Source organism: Cupriavidus sp. PB-02, from assembly GCF_058252315.1.
Window position 1 is genome coordinate 2,005,293 of record NZ_CM177695.1, and the last position, 16,220, is coordinate 2,021,512.

Below are 16,220 nucleotides of genomic sequence, written 5' to 3' on the forward strand. Positions count from 1 at the left end.
GCACCACGCCACCGGGACAACCACCCGGGATGCCACGCCGCGTCACGCTGCCGGGCGCACGCCTGGCGCTGGCGCTGTGGATCCTCGCCCTGCTCGCCTGCGCGGCGATCATCAGCCGCACCACCTTCACCGCCGACCTGTCGGCCTTTCTGCCGCGGCTGCCCAGTGCCGAGCAGCAGTTGCTGGTGAACCAGCTGCGCGACGGGCTTGTGTCGCGCCTGGTGCTGGTCGGCATCGAGGGCGGCGACGCTGATGGCCGCGCCGCGATCTCGCGCGCGATGGCGGCCAAATTGCGCGGCGACCCGCGTTTCTCCTCGATCCAGAACGGCGAGCCGGTCAACCAGGCGGCTGACCGCCAGTACGTCTACGCAAACCGCTACCTGCTGAGCCCCGCGGTCACGCCGGAGCGATTCAGCGAGCGCGGCCTGACGGCGGCGCTGAACGAGTCGTTCGAGCTGCTGGCATCGTCAGCGGGCCTCTTTACCAAGTCGCTGCTGCCGCGCGATCCCACCGGCGAAGTCGCGGCGATGATGGCGCAGCTCGACGCCGGCCAGCGCGTGCCCATGCACGCCGGCGCGTGGGCCTCGCGCGACGGCGGGCGTGCCGTGCTGCTGGCGCAGACCGCTGCAACCGGCTCCGATACCGATGGCCAGGCGCAAGCCATCGGCGCCATTCGCCAGACCTTCGAGCAGACGGCGGCGCCCGGCGCCTACAAGCTGGTGATGACCGGTCCGGGCGTGTTCTCGGTGCAGGCGCGCGACACCATCCGCCATGATGTCGAGCGGCTGTCGACGATCGGGCTGGCCATCATCGTCACGCTGCTGCTGGTGGTGTACCGCTCGGTGCCGCTGCTGGTGCTGGGACTGGTGCCCGTGCTCAGCGGCGCGCTGGCGGGCATCGCCGCGGTCAGCCTGGGCTTTGGCGGCACCGTGCATGGCCTGACGCTCGGCTTCGGCACCACGCTGATCGGCGAGGCGGTGGACTATTCGATCTACCTGTTCGTGCAGTCGGCGCAGTATGTGCGCGGTGGCCAACGCGACGAACGCGCGTGGCTGGGCGGCTTCTGGCCCACGGTGCGCCTGGGCGTGCTGACCTCGATCTGCGGCTTCGCCTCGCTGCTGCTGTCGGGCTTTCCGGGGCTGGCGCAGCTGGGGCTGTATTCGATCGCCGGGCTGGCGACGGCGGCGCTGGTGACGCGCTTCGTGCTGCCGCAGCTGATGCCCGCCACGCTGCACCTGCGCGACGTGACGCCGCTGGGCCGCCGTCTGGCCTGGCTGGCAACGCGCGCGCACCGGCTGCGCTGGCTGGTCATCGTGCTGGTGCTGGCGGCATGCGCGGTACTGGTGGCGCATCGCGGCACGCTGTGGGGCCGCGAGCTGCAGGCACTGAGCCCGGTATCTGCGAGCGACCAGGCACTCGACGCCTCGCTGCGGGCCGACCTGGGCGCGCCCGACGTGCGCTACCTGGTGGTGCTGTCCGGCCCCGACCAGGAGTCCGTGCTGCAGGGCGCCGAGCGCGTGGCGCATGAGCTGGACCCGCTGGTGGCGCAGAACTTCATCGGCGGTTACGAGAACCCGGCACGCTACCTGCCCAGCGCAGCGACCCAGCGCGCCCGCCAGGCCAGCCTGCCGCAGCCGGAGGCGATGGCGCAGCGCCTGCAGGCGGCCATCGCCGCGCACCCGGTGCGCGCGTCGCTGTTCGCACCGTTCCTGGAAGACGTTGAAAAGACGCGCACCGCCCCGCTGCTGCGGCGCGAGGACCTGCGCGGCACGTCGATGGCGCTGGCGGTCGACGCACTGCTGTCGCAGCGCGACGGGCGCTGGAGCGCAACGCTGCCGTTGCGCGCGCCGACCCACGCGCAGGGCAGCGCCGGCGATGGCGTCGACAGCGCCGCGGTGCGCGCCGCGATCGCGCGGGCCGGCGCGCCCGACACACTGTTCGTCGACCTCAAGGGCGAATCCGACCGGCTCTACACCGGCTATATGCGCGAGGCGCTGCTGCTGTCGCTGGCCGGCCTGCTGGCGATCATCGCGCTGCTGGTCCTGGCGCTGCGCTCCGTGCGGCGTGTGGTGGCCACCGTGCTGCCGCTGGCGGCAGCGGCCCTGGTGGTGCTGGGCGGCCTGGCCGCGCTGGGCCAGCCACTGACGCTGCTGCACCTGGTGGGCTTGCTGCTGCTGGTCGCCGTGGGTTCCAATTACGCGCTATTCTTCAACGGCCCCACGGCGGGCAGCCAGGTGGCGGCGACCTCACCGCATACGCTGGTATCGCTGCTGCTGGCCAACCTGACCACGGTTGCCGCCTTCGGGCTGCTGGCGCTGTCCAGCCTGCCGCTGCTCAAGGCCTTCGGCCTGACGGTCGGGCCAGGTGCGGTGCTGGCGCTGTGGTTTGCGGCGATCCTGGCGCGCCCCGCGGCGCCGGATGCAGCCGGGAGTTCAAGCAAATGAAGCCGTTATCCGCCCCCGGCGTCGACCTGCGCGACGCCGTCCACAGCCGCCCCTGGCGGCCCAGCCCGCTGCTGTGCGGCACCGCCGCCGTCCACGCCGCCGCGGCCGGCGCCATGCTGGCGTATCCGCCGGGCATGGGCGTGGCGCTGGCGGGCGTTGCCGCCACGCATGCGGCGATGTGCTTCGCCGGCCTGTGGCCGCGCAGCAACTGGCTGGGCCCCAACCTGCTGCGGCTGCCGGCGTCGGCGCAGGACTGCGTGGGGCTGACCTTCGACGACGGCCCCAATCCGGAACTGACGCCGCGCGTGCTCGACATGCTCGACCAGCACGGCGCGCGCGCGACTTTCTTCTGCATTGGCGAGCGCGCCGCGGCGCATCCGGCGCTGGTGCGCGAGATCATCCGGCGCGGCCACGCCGTGGAAAACCACAGCATGTACCACCGGCTGCACTTCTCCGTCTTCGGCCCGGGGCGCATGCTGCGCGATATCGGCGCCGCGCAGCAGGTGCTGTCCGATATCACGGGACAGGCGCCGCGCTTCTTCCGCGCACCTGCGGGGCTGCGCAACCCCTTCCTGGAGCCCGTGCTGTGCCGGCTTGGGCTTCAGCTTGCCGCCTGGACGCGGCGCGGCTTCGATACCCGCTCGGACTACGACGCGGCCAGCGTGGCAAAGCGCCTCACCCGCAACCTGGCCGGGCGCGACATCCTGCTGCTGCACGACGGCGATCCCGGCATCGATGCGGCCGGCAACGCGCATTGCATCACGGTGCTGCCGGGCCTGCTTGCCGCCATCGACCAGGCGGGCCTGCGCTGCGTCACGCTGCGCTCCGTGGTGCCGCCAGCCTGATCGGCCGGCGCCTTGTTACAATTAGCCCAGCCCTTCCGAGATTCCCATCCCTTCCCCCAAAGCCGTGTCCCCGCTCCTGTTCTCGCACTTCACGGCCACCAGCTGCATCGGCACCGGCGTTGACGCCACCCTGTCGGCGCTGCGCGCGCAGCGCGGCGGCCTGGCGCCCTGCCGCTTTGGCGACGTCAGGCTCGATACCTATGTCGGCGAAGTGCCGGGCCTGGATGCCGTGGCGTTGCCGCCCGCCCTGTCGGCGTTCGACTCCCGCAACAACCGCCTGGCGCAGCTGGCGCTCGAACAGGACGGCTTTGCCGCGCGTGTGCGCGAAGCCGTGGCGCGCTACGGCGCCGACCGGATCGGCGTCTTTCTCGGCACCAGCACGGCCGGCGTGCTGCAGACCGAGCTGGCCTACCGCCAGCGCGATCCCGCCACCGGCGCGCTGCCGCCGGGCTTCAACTATGGCGGCACCCACAACCCGTATTCCCTGCCCGCCTTCCTGCGCCAGCTGCTCGGCATTGCCGGCCCGGCCGCGGCGGTGTCCTCCGCGTGTTCGTCCGGCGCCAAGGTGTTCAGCTCGGCGCGGCGCATGCTGGAAGCGGGCCTGATCGACGCGGCCGTGGTCGGCGGGGTCGATTCGCTGTGCTACACGACGCTGTACGGCTTCAATTCGCTGGAGCTGCTGTCCGATCAGCCGTGCCGTCCGTACGACGTGGCGCGTAACGGTATTTCGATCGGCGAAGGCGCGGCCTTCGGGCTGCTCGAACGCGCTGACGGCGTGCTCGATGGCGATGCCATCCTGCTCGCGGGCATCGGCGAATCGAGCGATGCGCACCATATGTCGACCCCGCACCCGCAAGGGCTTGGCGCGCAGCTGGCGATGGAACAGGCGCTGGCGAGCGCGGGCATCGCGCCGTCACAGGTGGACTACGTCAACCTGCATGGCACCGCCACGCGCAGCAACGACGCGGCCGAAGCGCTGGCCATGGCCGCGGTGCTGCCCGGCACGCCGTGCAGCTCCACCAAGGGCGCAACCGGCCATGCGCTGGGCGCGGCGGGTGCGCTCGAAGCGGTCATCTGCGCGCTGGCGCTGCGCCACGAGCTGCTGCCCGGCGGCATCAACACCACGCAGCCGGACCCTGCGCTGGACGTGAACTACGTGCTCCTGAACCGCGACACGCCGCTGCGCTACGCGATGAGCAATGCGTTCGGTTTCGGCGGATCCAACTGCAGCCTGCTGTTCGCCCGCGCGAACACGGCCTCTCACTGAGCCAGCGCCATGCCGCAGCACGTGTATATCGAAAGCATCGGCTTGCTCGGTCCCGGCCTGACCGGCTGGACGCAGGCCGCTGAAGTCCTTGCCGGCCGCGCGCCGTACGCGCACGCGCCCACTGAACTGCCGCCTCCCGCCGGCTTGCCGGCCGCAGAGCGCCGCCGCACCGGCCCGACCGTGCGCCTGGCGCTTGGCGCAGGCCAGGAGGCGGTGGCCGCCAGCGGCCGCGACGCCGCGCAGCTGCCGACGATCTTTGCCTCGTCCAGCAGCGACGGCTTCAACTTCCATGCGATCTGCGAAGCGCTGGCCGAGCCCGCCCCGCTGATGTCGCCCACGCGCTTCCACAACTCTGTGCACAACGCCACCGCCGGCTACTGGTCGATCGCGGCGGGCGCGATGCGCACCTCCAACGTGCTGTGCGCGATGGACGGCAGTTTCGGCGCAGGCCTGCTGGAATGCGTGCTGCAGGTGGCCGCCGACGCGGAGCCCTGCCTGCTGATTGCCTACGACACCGGCTACCCGGAGCCGCTGCACAGCCACCGGCCGATCCCGGATCCGTTCGGTGTGGCCCTGGTGGTCACGCCGCACGCGACGGCGCGCTCGCTCGCGCGCATCGGCGTGGCACTGACGCAGGCGCCCGCTGCCGGGATGCCGGATGCGGCGCTGGAAGCGCTGCGCATGTCCGCGCCCGCGGCACGCGTGCTGCCGTTGCTGGCGGCGATCGCCCGCGGCGCGACCACCACCGTGGTGCTCGACTACCTCGACACCGTGCGCATCGAAGCCGACGTGGCCCCCGGCAATGCGGATACCTGATGTGGTGAGGGACCGCGACTGGATCGCGGCGCGCATTCCGCACCAGGGCACGATGTGCCTGCTCGATGGCGTGTTGGACTGGGATGCGGACTCGGTGCGCTGCGTGTCGGCCACGCACACGCGCGTAGACAACCCGCTGCGGGCGCAGGGCCGGCTGGCGGCGGTATGCGGGATCGAATATGCGGCACAGGCGATGGCCGTGCACGGCGCGCTGCTGGCGGAAGCCGCTGCGGAACGAGCGCCGCAGCGCCCGCGCTCAGGCTACCTGGCCAGCGTACGAAAGCTGGTGCTGCAGGTGGAGCGGCTCGACGATATCGATGCGCCCCTGGAGGTTGCAGCGCAACGCGAGAGCGGCGAAGGCAACAGTGTGCTGTACGCCTTCACCGTCAGCGCCGCGGGCCGGCTGCTGCTGTCAGGCCGGGCGGCCGTGATCCTCGATGCCGCCCTGCATGACAGCCACGCCGGCTGAAGCGTTTCAGCGAGCCGGCAGGATCTTGCCCGACACCGAACCGAAGCCGACTCGATACCCCTCACCCTGGCAGAAGCCAGTCATGATCACCTCGTCGCCATCCTCCAGGAAGCCGCGGCGGCTGCCGTCGGCCAGCGTCACCGGCTCGGCGCCGTTGCGGGTCAGTTCCAGCATGCTGCCGTAAGAGTCCGGCGTGGTGCCGCTGATCGTGCCCGAGCCCATCAGGTCGCCCACGCGCACATTGCAGCCCGACACCGTGTGGTGCGCCAGCTGCTGCGCCATGGTCCAGTACATCGCCTTGAAGTTGGTACGGCAGATGGTGCTGGGGGCCGCTGCGCCCTGCGGCTGCAGCGCGACTTCCAGCGCGATGTCATAGGCGTTCCTGCCCTGCTGCTGCAGGTACGGCAGCGGCTGCGGCGTTTGCTCCGGGTTGTCGCGGCGGAACGGGTCGAGCGCTTCCATCGTCACCACCCACGGCGAGATCGAGGTGCCGAAGCCCTTGCTGTTGAATGGCCCCAGCGGCACGTATTCCCACTGCTGGATATCGCGCGCGCTCCAGTCGTTGAGCAGCACCATGCCGAACATATGCGCCGGCGCATCGGCGGTGCTGATGGACTCGCCCAGCGCCGATTCCTTGCCGACGATAAAGCCCATCTCCAGTTCGAAATCCAGCTTGCGGCAAGCGCTGAACACCGGGCGCGCCTCGTTGGGCAGCTTGATCTGGCCGTTGGGGCGATGCAGCGCCGTGCCGCTCACCACCACCGAGCTGGCGCGGCCGTTGTAGCCGATGGGGATTTCCAGCCAGTTCGGCAGCAGCGCATTGTCTGGGTCGCGGAACATGCGGCCGACGTTGGTGGCGTGTTCCTTCGATGAATAGAAGTCGGTGTAGCCCGGGATCTCCACCGGCAGGTGCAGCGCGGCGGCGGACATCGGCACCAGTGCCTTGTCGCGCAGTGCGGCATTGTCGCGCAGCGCGGCGTCTTCGCCGGACAGCAATGCGGTCAGGCGCTTGCGGGTCTCGCTCCACACCGGCTTGCCCAGTGCGATGAAGCGGTTCAGGCTGGCTGCGGCGAACGTGCCCTTGGCGGCGGCCGGCAGCAGGCCAGCTTCATCGAGCGCGGCGAGGTCGAGCACCTGGTCGCCGATGGCCACGCCGATGCGCGGGGACTGGCCCTTGGTCGAGAACACGCCGTAGGGCAGGTTCTGCAGAGGGAAATGGGTCTGGCCGTCGTTGGCGGAGGCGATCCAGCTGATTTGGGGGGCGGTCATTGGGTTACTCCGTGATGGTTGGGGTGGCACCGCGGGTGGCGCGTGCCGTGGCTTGCCATTCTTGGCGGGCGCCTGCCCTCTCCCCCGGCCCCTCTCCCGCATGCGGGAGAGGGGAGCAAACCGGCGTGTAGGGGCAGGCGTCCGGGGTTCAGCGAACGTTCGGGTTGAAATGCTTCTTCAGGCCCTGCCAGCAGGTGTAGTACTCCTGCTGCAGCGAGGCCGACTGCGCCGCATACGGCGTCGGGCGGATCACGCCCGGCGTTTCGAACATGAAGGCCATCGTGTTTTCGATATGGTGCGGCGTCGAGGTATCGGCGGCGCTGGCCTTCTCGAAGGTTTCCGCGTCCGGGCCGTGGCCGCTCATGCAGTTGTGCAGGCTGGCGCCGCCCGGGGCGAAGCCCTCGGCCTTGGCGTCGTAGACGCCGGTGATCAGGCCCATGAATTCGCTGGCGATATTGCGGTGGAACCAGGGCGGGCGGAACGAATCCTGCATCGCCAGCCAGCGCGGCCCGAAGATGACGAAGTCGATGGTGTCCACGCCTGGGGTGTCCGACGGCGACTGCAGCACCAGGAAGATCGACGGGTCCGGGTGATCGAAGCTGATCGAGCCGATGGTGTTGAAGTTGCGCAGGTCGTACTTGTACGGTGCGTAATTGCCGTGCCAGGCCACCACGTCCAGCGGCGAGTGGCCGATGTCGGCGCGCCACAGGTTGCCCTGGAACTTGGCCACCAGCTCGAAATCGCCCTCGCGGTCCTCATAGCTCGCCACCGGCGACAGGAAGTCGCGCGGGTTGGCCAGGCCGTTGGAGCCGATCACACCCAGGTCGGGCAGCTTGAACAGCGCGCCGTAGTTCTCGCAGATATAGCCGCGCGCCTCGCCATCCGGCAGTTCCACGCGGAAACGCACGCCGCGCGGGATCACCACGATTTCCTGCGGTTCCACTTCCAGGCGGCCCAGCTCGGTCACCAGCAGCAGGCGGCCCTGCTGCGGCACGATCAGCATCTCGCCGTCGGCGTTGTAGAAGTAGCGGTCCTGCATCGACTGGTTGGCCAGGTACAGGTGGAGGCCGCAGCCGGTCATCGCCTCGGGGCCGCCGTTGCCGGCCATGGTGACGATGCCGTCGATAAAGTCGGTCGGCACGGACGGCATCGCCGGCGGGCTCCAGCGCATCTGGTTGGGCGACGGCGGCACCTGGTCGAAGCGGCTCAGGAAGCGCGACTGCTCGATCTGCGTGAACGGCTTGTGCATTGCCGCCGGGCGGATGCGGTACAGCCACGAGCGTCGGTTGTGAGCGCGCGGCGCGGTGAAGGCCGTGCCGGACAGCTGCTCGGCATAGAGGCCATAAGGCGCGCGTTGCGGCGAGTTCTGGCCCACGGGCAGCGCACCGGGCAGCGCCTCGGTGGCGAATTCATTGGCGAAGCCGGACATGTAGCCGTGCTCGGCGAGCTGGGTGTGCGTGAGGTTCATGGTGTCGTCAGCGTTGCGGGTGTCGGTCGGAGGTTCGGGGTTGCAGGTTCACTAGTGAGGCTGGCTGTCCGGCGGCCGGCACAGCGCGCGCAGCAGCGCGCCATGCACGGCGTCGGCATCCACGGCACGCCAGCGGGCGCAGACATGCTGGTCCGGGCGGATCAGGTAGCAGGTGCCGTCGCGGCCGTCGTAGCGGCGCGCGAGCAGGCCTTCGCCGTCGGTGACGCAGCGCGCGCCCTGCGGCGAAGCGGCTTGCTGGCCTTGCGCGAGCACCAGCAGGATGCGCACGGGCACCGCGCCCGTTGCCAGCTTGTGCCGCACGTCGGCCGGGACGGCGCTGCCGTCGCCAAAGACCATCAGCGTGAAATCGCCGCCCAGCTCGCCCAGCAGCCAGCCAGATCCGGCGGTGCCGTTGCGGCGCAGCGGTGCATCCACGCACGGGGCGCCGGGCACCATGGCGCCGGCAAAGCGGTCGGCATCCGGCGTATTGAGCGGCGACGCCGCCAGCACCGTCGGCAGCGACAGCCGGCCGCTGTTGACCAACTGGCGCGCAAAGGCATGGCGGCGCGCCAGGCGCAGCACGGCGTCGCGGAAGGTGCGGCTGACCGCGCTCTTGGGCGTAATGAAATCGGTGGAACGCGTGGAGTGGCGGATGTTCTCGTCCGCCGCGGCCTCGCGTTCGCTGGCGTAGGTATCGAGCAAGGCATCCCCGGCCTGCCCAGCCAGCACCAGCGCGAGCTTCCACGCCAGGTTCTCGGCATCCTGCACGCCGCTGTTGGCGCCGCGCGCGCCGAACGGCGAGACGCGGTGCGCGGCGTCGCCGGCGAACAGCACGCGGCCATGGCGGAAGGCGTCCATGCGTTTGCAGCAGAAGGTGTAGACGCTGACCCATTCCAGCGTAAAGGCGACCTTGTCGCCCAGCATCGCGCGGATGCGCGGCACTACGCGCTCCGGTTGCTTTTCCGTCTCGGGATCGGCGTCCCAGCCCAGCTGGAAATCGATGCGCCAGACATCGTCGGGCTGCCGGTGCAGCAGCGCCGACTGGTTGCGGTTGAACGGCGGATCGAACCAGAACCAGCGCTCGGCGGGGAACGGCGCCGCCATCCTCACATCGGCAATCAGGAAGCGATCGCGGAAGACGCGGCCCTTGCTCTCCAGGCCCAGGCACTGGCGTACCCCGCTGTGGGCGCCGTCGGCGGCCACCACATAGCGGGTGTGCAGGACGTAGTCGCCTTCCGGGGTCGACACGGTCAGCACCACTTCGTCGGGTCCGGGCACAACGCCGGTCACGCGATGACGCCAGCGCAACTCGAGGCCCGGCAGCTCGGCGGCGCGATCGACCAGGAAGCCTTCCAGGTAGTACTGCTGCAGGTTGATAAAGGCCGGGCGGCGATGGCCCGCCTCAGGCAGCAGGTCGAAGCTGTACACCTGCGCATCGCCGAAGAACACCTTGCCGACATGCCAGCTCACGCCCTTGTCCGCGACGCGCTCGCCGCAGCCCAGGCGGTCCAGGATATCGAGCGTGCGCTTGGCAAAGCAGATCGCGCGCGAGCCGGTCGCCAGCGTGCAGTCGTCGTCCAGGATCACCACGGGTACGCCGCGCTGCGCGAGGTCGATGGCCGCGGCGAGCCCGACCGGGCCTGCGCCGACCACGGCCACCGGATGCACCGCGGGCACGGCGCCGCCGGCCTGGCGCTGCTCGGCGCAAGGCTGGTACGCGAAGGTGCGTTGCGGGTAGTTGGTGTCCACGGTGTCTCCATGTGGCGCTGCGCTGGCGCCCTGGCGGGCTCTCAAGAGCGCCTGCCGGTCTGCTGTTTGTCCGATGCCTGCTGCATCCCGCGAGAATTACGGAATGCGTAATGCATTTACCATATCGTAATCGTCGCCACGGGACGTGTCAAACGGCGCCTGAGAACGCATGCGTCGGGCGTCGCTTTCATTGCAGTTGTAGGCCGGAAACGGGAAAAGCGGGAAAGACGTCAGCGCTGTGCAGTGCACGCGGCGGCGCAATGGCGAATAGCTAAGGTGGGAAAGTTAAAACGGGGACACGCTGGAAAGCGCCGATGCAGGCAGCCAGGCCTGTGGCGTCATAGGCGCCCGGCTAGCGAAGCGCTGCTCCGGACGACAGCAACCGGCGCGGAGCGGATCGCCCCGCGCCGGTTGTCAGGATGGTGGTCTGGACGCCAGTTGCCTGCACCGGCCTGTGGAGAACAGTGCCGGCCAGGCATCGGCCCGCTCAGACCGGCTTGTGGCCCTCGCCGGTGCCGGAGCCGAAGCTGCCGGTCGCGGGAGCCGCGGCCGGTGCCTGGGCACCGCCGGCGGCCGGCTGGCCGGCCATCGAAGCTGCGGTCACGCCGCCATTGCGGCTGGCAATAAATGCGTTCACGTCGGCGGCAAGATGCTGCGGGGCCAGCACCACTTCCAGGCCCAGCGCTTCGCATGCGGCCAGGAACGTCGACATGCGTGGATCGGCCTGACCCGACTCCGCTCGCAGGTACGCTTCCCGGGAAATGCCCGCTTTGCGGGCGACGTCCTCTTGCTTGAGCTTGCGCGCGCGACGCAACGCCCGCAGTTGCCGGAACGGTTCGCTAGCGCCTCTTGGCACGGCTGTACTGTTCATGTCGGTCTCCAGTCACCAATGAAAAAAAGTGCGCGGACGTGCATTCGAGTATAGAGCACGCAAAGCGTTCCGTATGTACCCGCCGAAACACTTTGTGCAGATTTCTTCCAAGTCCGCCATCCGGGCCTGACACCGGCCGGCAACCGGTGTGCAATGAGCCGAATCGTGCACCAAATCGTCGCGCTGTCAGTCTCTAACGAGGCTTTGCAGTTCGCGTTGACGTCACATGCCCCCCTATATGACGTTATGGCCTCCCCGCCAGAACTGCGCAAGTCCGGGCAACTACCATGCATCTGGTTTCGTTGACAAACCGACCGGTCGTGCTATTCTACAATGCATGCAAAAAGGACAGCTCACCCGTAACGCCATCATCGAACAGGCGCTCGATACCGCCGCCAAGGTCGGCTTCGAACAGTTGTCGCTGGCCACGCTGGCCGCGGACACCAATATGTCGAAGAGCGGGCTGTATGCGCACTTCAAGTCCAAGGAGGCGCTGCAGCAGGCGGTGCTCGACCTGGCCGTAGAGCGTTTCGGCGAGATCGTGGTGCGGCCGGCCATGCGCCAGCCGCGAGGCCTGCCACGCCTTGAGGCATTGTTCGAAGGCTACCTGGACTGGCTGGGCGGCACGGTCACCCAGGGGCGCTGCCTGTTCATGGCGCTGAGCCAGGAATACCGTGACAAGCCGGGTTCGATACGCGACCTGGTGGTGCAGTCTCTGAAGGACTGGCACAGCACCGTGGCGCGCGTGGTGAGTGACGCCATCGACGAAGGCCACTTTGGTCCCGACACCGATCCGCGCCAGTTCGCCTTCGATCTGTCCGGCATCGGCATGGCCTTCCAGCAGTCGTTCAAGCTGCTCGGCAGGGCGGATGCCGAACTCATGGCGCGGCGCGCCTTCGCGTCCCTGGTAGCCCGTGCCGCCGAGGGCACCGGGAAGCACTGACACGCAAGACATTGGCGCCGGCGCTATCCCGCCGGCGGGCAGCAAGCCTTCCGGTCGTTTTTTGTCTACAAAAAAGCACGACTGGTCGGTCTTAGAAGAGCGCGGAACGCCTCCGGTTGGGCCGGTTCCGATGACCCGCGCAAATCCAGAATCCATTGGAGGTGCAGGTCGTGACGCAAGCAGTATCTTCCCCTTCCCCGGCTTCTTCTTCCCAGCCCCGTGCGCCGGCGCCCGTGCGTGCCGGCACCGTATCCTCACGCAGGGGCTCCGCGAGTCCGCTGCAGCACGCGATGCTCGGCTGGCAACGGCTACGCCGGCAGGCCGGCAGCCTGGTTTTCCCGGCCGCGAGCGCGCGGGAGCTTGAGCGCCTCTGGTTCACCCCGCCGCGCGCCGCGGCCACGTCGGCGGCACGGCGGCTGCTGGACAGCGCGCGGGCCGACTGGGCCCTGGTCACCGGCCACGGCCCCAGCCGGCGCGTGCGCGTCTATCGCTGGGGCACCAGCGGTCCTGTCGTGCTGCTGGCGCATGGCTGGGGCGGCCATGCCGGGCAATGGCACGCGGTGGTCGAAGGCCTGCTCGCCGCCGGCATGCGAGTGGTGGCGTTCGACGCGCTCTCGCATGGCGCCTCCGATGCGGGCGCGCGTGGCGCGGCGCAGACCTCGGTGCTGGAGATGTCGCACTCGCTGCTGGCGGCCGCATGGCACGCCGGGCCGGTGCATGCGGTGGTGGCGCACTCGCTCGGCGGCGCGGCCACCGCGCTGGCGCTGCGCGAAGGGCTCCCCGCCCGCGCGGCGGTGCTGGTCGGCTCGCCGGCGGACATGCATGCCGCGTGCGCGTCGCTGGCCTGGCAACTTGGCTTTGCCCCTGGAGTGCTGGCGCGTATGCAGCGGCAGAGCGAGCGCTGGCTGGGCATGCCGTGGGCGGCGTTCAACGTGCCGGATGTCGGCCGTACCCGGCCGGTGCCACCGGCGCTGGTGATCCATGACCGCGACGACAAGGAAGTGCGCTGGGAAGACGGCGCCGCCATCGCCGGCGCATGGCCCGGCGCGCAACTGGCCACCACCACGGGGCTGGGCCACCGCCGCATCCTGCAGGACCCGGCCGTGATCCGCCAGATCGCGGACTTTATCCGCCCCGCCGCTGCGCCCGCGCGCAATGTGACCGCGCCGGCGCCGCACGGCTTGGCCGTCGACTGAACCTGGAGACCATCATGTTCCTGGTAAGCAACGACATGACCGCCACCCTGCCCGCGCGCAGTTCGCTGCGGCTGGTGGCGGACCCCGGCGAACACGTTGCCGTGCGCTGCACCGCAGGCGAGCTCTGGTTGATCCGTGACGGCGACCCCAAAGACACGGCGCTGACGGCGAGCGAGAGCTTTACGTTGTCCGATAGCAGCCACATCGAGTTGTATGCCGTCACCACGGCATCGCTGCACGTGACGCGGTGCCGGCAAGGCGCCGGGCAAGCGGCAGGCGCGTGGCGGCAATGGTTGCGGCGCATGTTGGCGACACACGGCCGGGGTTATACCGGCGCCGGCCGGTGACATCCGGCTGGGGCTGGCGGGGACCAAGGCGCGCGACTTGTGCGAAATGGTGCGTCGCGTGTGCCGGTTGCCCCGGATACTCGCTCCGATGAACAACACCCCTCTTTGCTGGCTTTGGCGCGTCGGCGCGAACATGGTTGGGTGTAATGCTTGGCGGTTAATTGCGTTTTCCAGTGAAAATCGTGCGCCCCCCCAAGGGGCGCACGCCTCAGATGCGCAAGACCACCAGCAGCCCGCGCGCGACGGCTTGCAGCCAGCCGCGCCGCCAGGTCAGCGTGAACGACACCGCCAGCGCTCCCGCCATCATGGCCAGCGCCCACAGCAGCACGCCAAAGCCGGTGCGGTTGCCCGCAAGCGCGGCCACGGCGCCTAGGACCACCAGTGCCCAGGCCGCAAGGCGCAGGCGCCGCCGGCGGCTGGCCGGCAGGTCGCCGCCCTGCCCCGAAAGTTCGGTCCAGTGCCGCTCCGTGGCGCAGGCGAACAGCACGAAGGCGCTGTACGCGCACAGCGCCAGGCCCAGCAACAGCAAGTGTTCAAGCGTGGTTGGCACGGTCCATCTCCTCTAGCGCCTGCCCGCTGGCAGCAGCGGTCCGGGCCTGGCGGGCCGCGTCGACGCGCCGCAGCCGGCGCGCCGCCGCCAGCGCCAGCCCACCCGTCAACAGCAGCGTGATGTCCACGCCGGCCACCGCAAGAGGGCCGCGCGCCAGCGCGAGCGGCAGCCAGTCGCCGGTGCTCAGGCCGTTGAGCACCGGCGCCGCCAGCGCCAGGACGGCGATCGCCAGGCATTGCTGCCGCCATGGCACCAGCGTGCGGCTGCCGGGGCGCATCGCCACGCGCGCGTGGATCGCGGTCGCCAGCCAGACCAGGAAGAACAGCCCGGCCTCGATAAACTCGCGAGACGGCAGCGTCATCGGCAGGACCCGGTTGGCCACCATCATCGCGAGCGTGGCAATGACCAGGCCGGTAGTGGTGCCAGCGGTTACAGCGGCCGCCAGCCGCACACCCTTTTCGCCATGGCGCGCATGGCGCTTGTCGAGCCAGTACAACTGCCCGGTAGCGATCAGCAAGCACCCCGCCAGCCCGGCCAGGAAATACAGCCAGCGCAGCGGCCAGTGGTCGAACACGATGAAGTGCATGCCGGTCAGGAAGCGCTGCGTGGTCGCGGCCGGCTGCAACGGCACGTGGTGCAGCAACGCGCCGGTGGCACCGTCGAAGTAGGCCGCGTCGTCGGCCAGGCTGACGCGGTCACCCACCGAGCGGCTGATCTTGACCACGGCGTTGGCATCGCCAGGGTTCCAGACCCGGATCGCGGCCGGCGCGGCGCCGCCCCAGCGTGCGCGCGCGGTCTCGACCATCGGGCCGAGCGCGGCCATCGGCGCCGCCACCCCGGCAGGCGCGCGCGAGTAGCCGGACAAGGCCTGGTCGTAGAAGGTGTTCGGCTGCTGGTACAGCGCGCCGATGCCGGCCGGCATCAGGATCATGTACACGATGCAGATGCCCGAGAACGTGATCACCGCATGGAACGGCAGCGCCAGCACGCCGGTCAGGTTGTGCAGGTCCAGCAGGCTGCGCTGCAGCTGCTTGCGCGGCCGGAACGTGAAGAAGTCGCGGAAGATCCGGACGTGGATGATCACCCCCGATACGATCGCCGCCAGCATCGCCATCGCCGCCAGGCCCACCAGCCAGTAGCCGATATTCCAGGCGCGCAGGTGCAGGTTGTAGTGCAGCGGATAGAAGAACGACGACGCGCCCAGCGTGCCCACGTCCGGCAGCAGCGCGCCGCTGCGCGGATCGGCCAGGCGGATCTGCCCGCCCGCGGCGGCATAGCGCACGCGCGCGATCATCACCGGCGTGCGTTGCTCGGGGAGCGTGACCGCCCATTCACGCAGCGGCTTGCCACCCGCCAGCGCCGCCACGGCGCTCGGCACCACGGTGTCGATATCGATCGTGGACGGCGCTGCGTCAAGGCGCGTGGCCGGCATCATCCAGCGGTCGATCTCGCGGTCGAACACCGCCACCGAGCCCATGAAGAAGGCCACCATCAGCACACCGCCGAGCAATACGCCGATCCAGGTGTGCGCCCAGGTCATGGCCTGGCGCAGGCCGCCCGCATGTGCATCGGCCTTCTGTGCGCCGGAGCGGGACTTGTTGCTTCGTGCGGGTCGCGTCATGCCAGCCTCTCCCCCAGCCACCACGCCACGCCGGTGCCGATGGCCGCGCCGGCCACCATCACCAACCACACGCGCTGCAGGCGCCGCGTGACCAGCGCCCACAGCGACATCAGCGGGAACAGCAGGAAAGCCAGCATCGAAAACCAGAGCACGGCTTCGCTGCGGGCCAGGCCCAGGCGCCAGCCGAGTGCGGCGCCGCCGGCGGTGATGCCCCAGACAAAGGCATAGCTGCCCGCCAGCGCGGCCAGCGCGCGGGCGGTCATGACAAGCGCGGGCCGGATGGCGCGGCGCGAGGGCAGGGATGAGGGACTATCGTTCATTGGAATTCTTGGCAACGCGCGACCGGCGTGGCGGGTGCAATGGCA

15 protein-coding genes are annotated in these 16,220 nt (G+C 69.8%); 8 read left to right on the forward strand and 7 right to left on the reverse strand.

Translation table 11 applies throughout. The features are described 5' to 3' along the window. The first annotated feature begins 29 nt into the window (after nucleotides 1-29). The 5 genes from AC10V3_RS29960 to AC10V3_RS29980 all read left to right on the forward strand — a co-directional run bounded on the left by AC10V3_RS29960 (nucleotide 30) and on the right by AC10V3_RS29980 (nucleotide 5,841). Entirely contained in the window at nucleotides 30-2,444 is a 2,415-nt protein-coding gene (locus AC10V3_RS29960) for an MMPL family transporter (RefSeq protein WP_022538999.1), read from the forward strand. Further along, a complete protein-coding gene (locus tag AC10V3_RS29965; RefSeq protein ID WP_022539000.1) occupies nucleotides 2,441-3,289 on the forward strand; it encodes a polysaccharide deacetylase family protein in 849 nt (282 codons plus the stop codon). The genes AC10V3_RS29960 and AC10V3_RS29965 overlap by 4 nt, the downstream gene beginning before the upstream one ends. 64 nt (nucleotides 3,290-3,353) lie before the next feature. Continuing rightward, on the forward strand, nucleotides 3,354-4,556 hold the full coding sequence (locus AC10V3_RS29970) for a beta-ketoacyl-[acyl-carrier-protein] synthase family protein (RefSeq protein ID WP_490923858.1): 1,203 nt from the start codon (nucleotides 3,354-3,356) through the stop codon (nucleotides 4,554-4,556). A 9-nt stretch (nucleotides 4,557-4,565) separates the two neighbouring features. Continuing rightward, entirely contained in the window at nucleotides 4,566-5,372 is an 807-nt protein-coding gene (locus AC10V3_RS29975; RefSeq protein WP_022539002.1) for a beta-ketoacyl synthase chain length factor, read from the forward strand. After that, nucleotides 5,359-5,841 (forward strand): hotdog family protein, encoded by a 483-nt coding sequence (locus tag AC10V3_RS29980; RefSeq protein WP_374063692.1) that lies wholly within the window; start codon nucleotides 5,359-5,361, stop codon nucleotides 5,839-5,841. Before AC10V3_RS29975 ends, AC10V3_RS29980 begins: the two co-directional genes overlap by 14 nt. A 6-nt stretch (nucleotides 5,842-5,847) precedes the next feature. Here AC10V3_RS29980 and fahA read toward each other — a convergent pair whose 3' ends face one another. The 4 genes from fahA to AC10V3_RS30000 all read right to left on the reverse strand — a co-directional run bounded on the left by fahA (nucleotide 5,848) and on the right by AC10V3_RS30000 (nucleotide 11,198). Then, nucleotides 5,848-7,110, reverse strand: coding sequence for a fumarylacetoacetase (gene fahA / locus AC10V3_RS29985; protein ID WP_022539004.1), 1,263 nt, complete (start codon nucleotides 7,108-7,110; stop codon nucleotides 5,848-5,850). A gap of 148 nt (nucleotides 7,111-7,258) precedes the next feature. Beyond that, on the reverse strand, nucleotides 7,259-8,578 hold the full coding sequence (gene hmgA, locus AC10V3_RS29990; protein WP_022539005.1) for a homogentisate 1,2-dioxygenase: 1,320 nt from the start codon (nucleotides 8,576-8,578) through the stop codon (nucleotides 7,259-7,261). A 51-nt stretch (nucleotides 8,579-8,629) separates the two neighbouring features. Then, nucleotides 8,630-10,327 (reverse strand): FAD-dependent oxidoreductase, encoded by a 1,698-nt coding sequence (locus tag AC10V3_RS29995; RefSeq protein WP_454753303.1) that lies wholly within the window; start codon nucleotides 10,325-10,327, stop codon nucleotides 8,630-8,632. Between the two features lie 487 nt (nucleotides 10,328-10,814). Then, the gene (locus AC10V3_RS30000; RefSeq protein ID WP_022539007.1) at nucleotides 10,815-11,198 is read right to left on the reverse strand and encodes a helix-turn-helix domain-containing protein; all 384 of its coding nucleotides are present in this window, start codon (nucleotides 11,196-11,198) and stop codon (nucleotides 10,815-10,817) included. A 337-nt stretch (nucleotides 11,199-11,535) separates the two neighbouring features. Between AC10V3_RS30000 and AC10V3_RS30005 the strand changes: the two genes are divergently transcribed. The 3 genes from AC10V3_RS30005 to AC10V3_RS30015 all read left to right on the forward strand — a co-directional run bounded on the left by AC10V3_RS30005 (nucleotide 11,536) and on the right by AC10V3_RS30015 (nucleotide 13,684). After that, complete coding sequence (locus AC10V3_RS30005) at nucleotides 11,536-12,141, forward strand: TetR/AcrR family transcriptional regulator (protein ID WP_041681816.1); 606 nt, start codon at nucleotides 11,536-11,538, stop codon at nucleotides 12,139-12,141. Nucleotides 12,142-12,311: 170 nt separating this feature from the next. Further along, on the forward strand, nucleotides 12,312-13,337 hold the full coding sequence (locus AC10V3_RS30010; RefSeq protein ID WP_022539009.1) for an alpha/beta fold hydrolase: 1,026 nt from the start codon (nucleotides 12,312-12,314) through the stop codon (nucleotides 13,335-13,337). A 14-nt stretch (nucleotides 13,338-13,351) separates the two neighbouring features. Continuing rightward, nucleotides 13,352-13,684, forward strand: a complete 333-nt coding sequence (locus AC10V3_RS30015) for a DUF2917 domain-containing protein (protein ID WP_022539010.1) — start codon at nucleotides 13,352-13,354, stop codon at nucleotides 13,682-13,684. Nucleotides 13,685-13,892: 208 nt separating this feature from the next. Here AC10V3_RS30015 and AC10V3_RS30020 read toward each other — a convergent pair whose 3' ends face one another. Genes AC10V3_RS30020 through AC10V3_RS30030 form a run of 3 tightly spaced genes read right to left on the reverse strand, consistent with a single transcriptional unit; the run spans nucleotide 13,893 to nucleotide 16,175 of the window. Beyond that, entirely contained in the window at nucleotides 13,893-14,234 is a 342-nt protein-coding gene (locus AC10V3_RS30020; RefSeq protein WP_022539011.1) for a DUF3325 domain-containing protein, read from the reverse strand. Then, entirely contained in the window at nucleotides 14,218-15,855 is a 1,638-nt protein-coding gene (locus AC10V3_RS30025; protein WP_454753304.1) for a PepSY-associated TM helix domain-containing protein, read from the reverse strand. Before AC10V3_RS30025 ends, AC10V3_RS30020 begins: the two co-directional genes overlap by 17 nt. Beyond that, nucleotides 15,852-16,175: a hypothetical protein gene (locus AC10V3_RS30030; protein ID WP_051369975.1), complete on the reverse strand. Its 324-nt coding sequence runs from the start codon at nucleotides 16,173-16,175 to the stop codon at nucleotides 15,852-15,854. The genes AC10V3_RS30025 and AC10V3_RS30030 overlap by 4 nt, the downstream gene beginning before the upstream one ends. Nucleotides 16,176-16,220 lie beyond the last annotated feature (45 nt).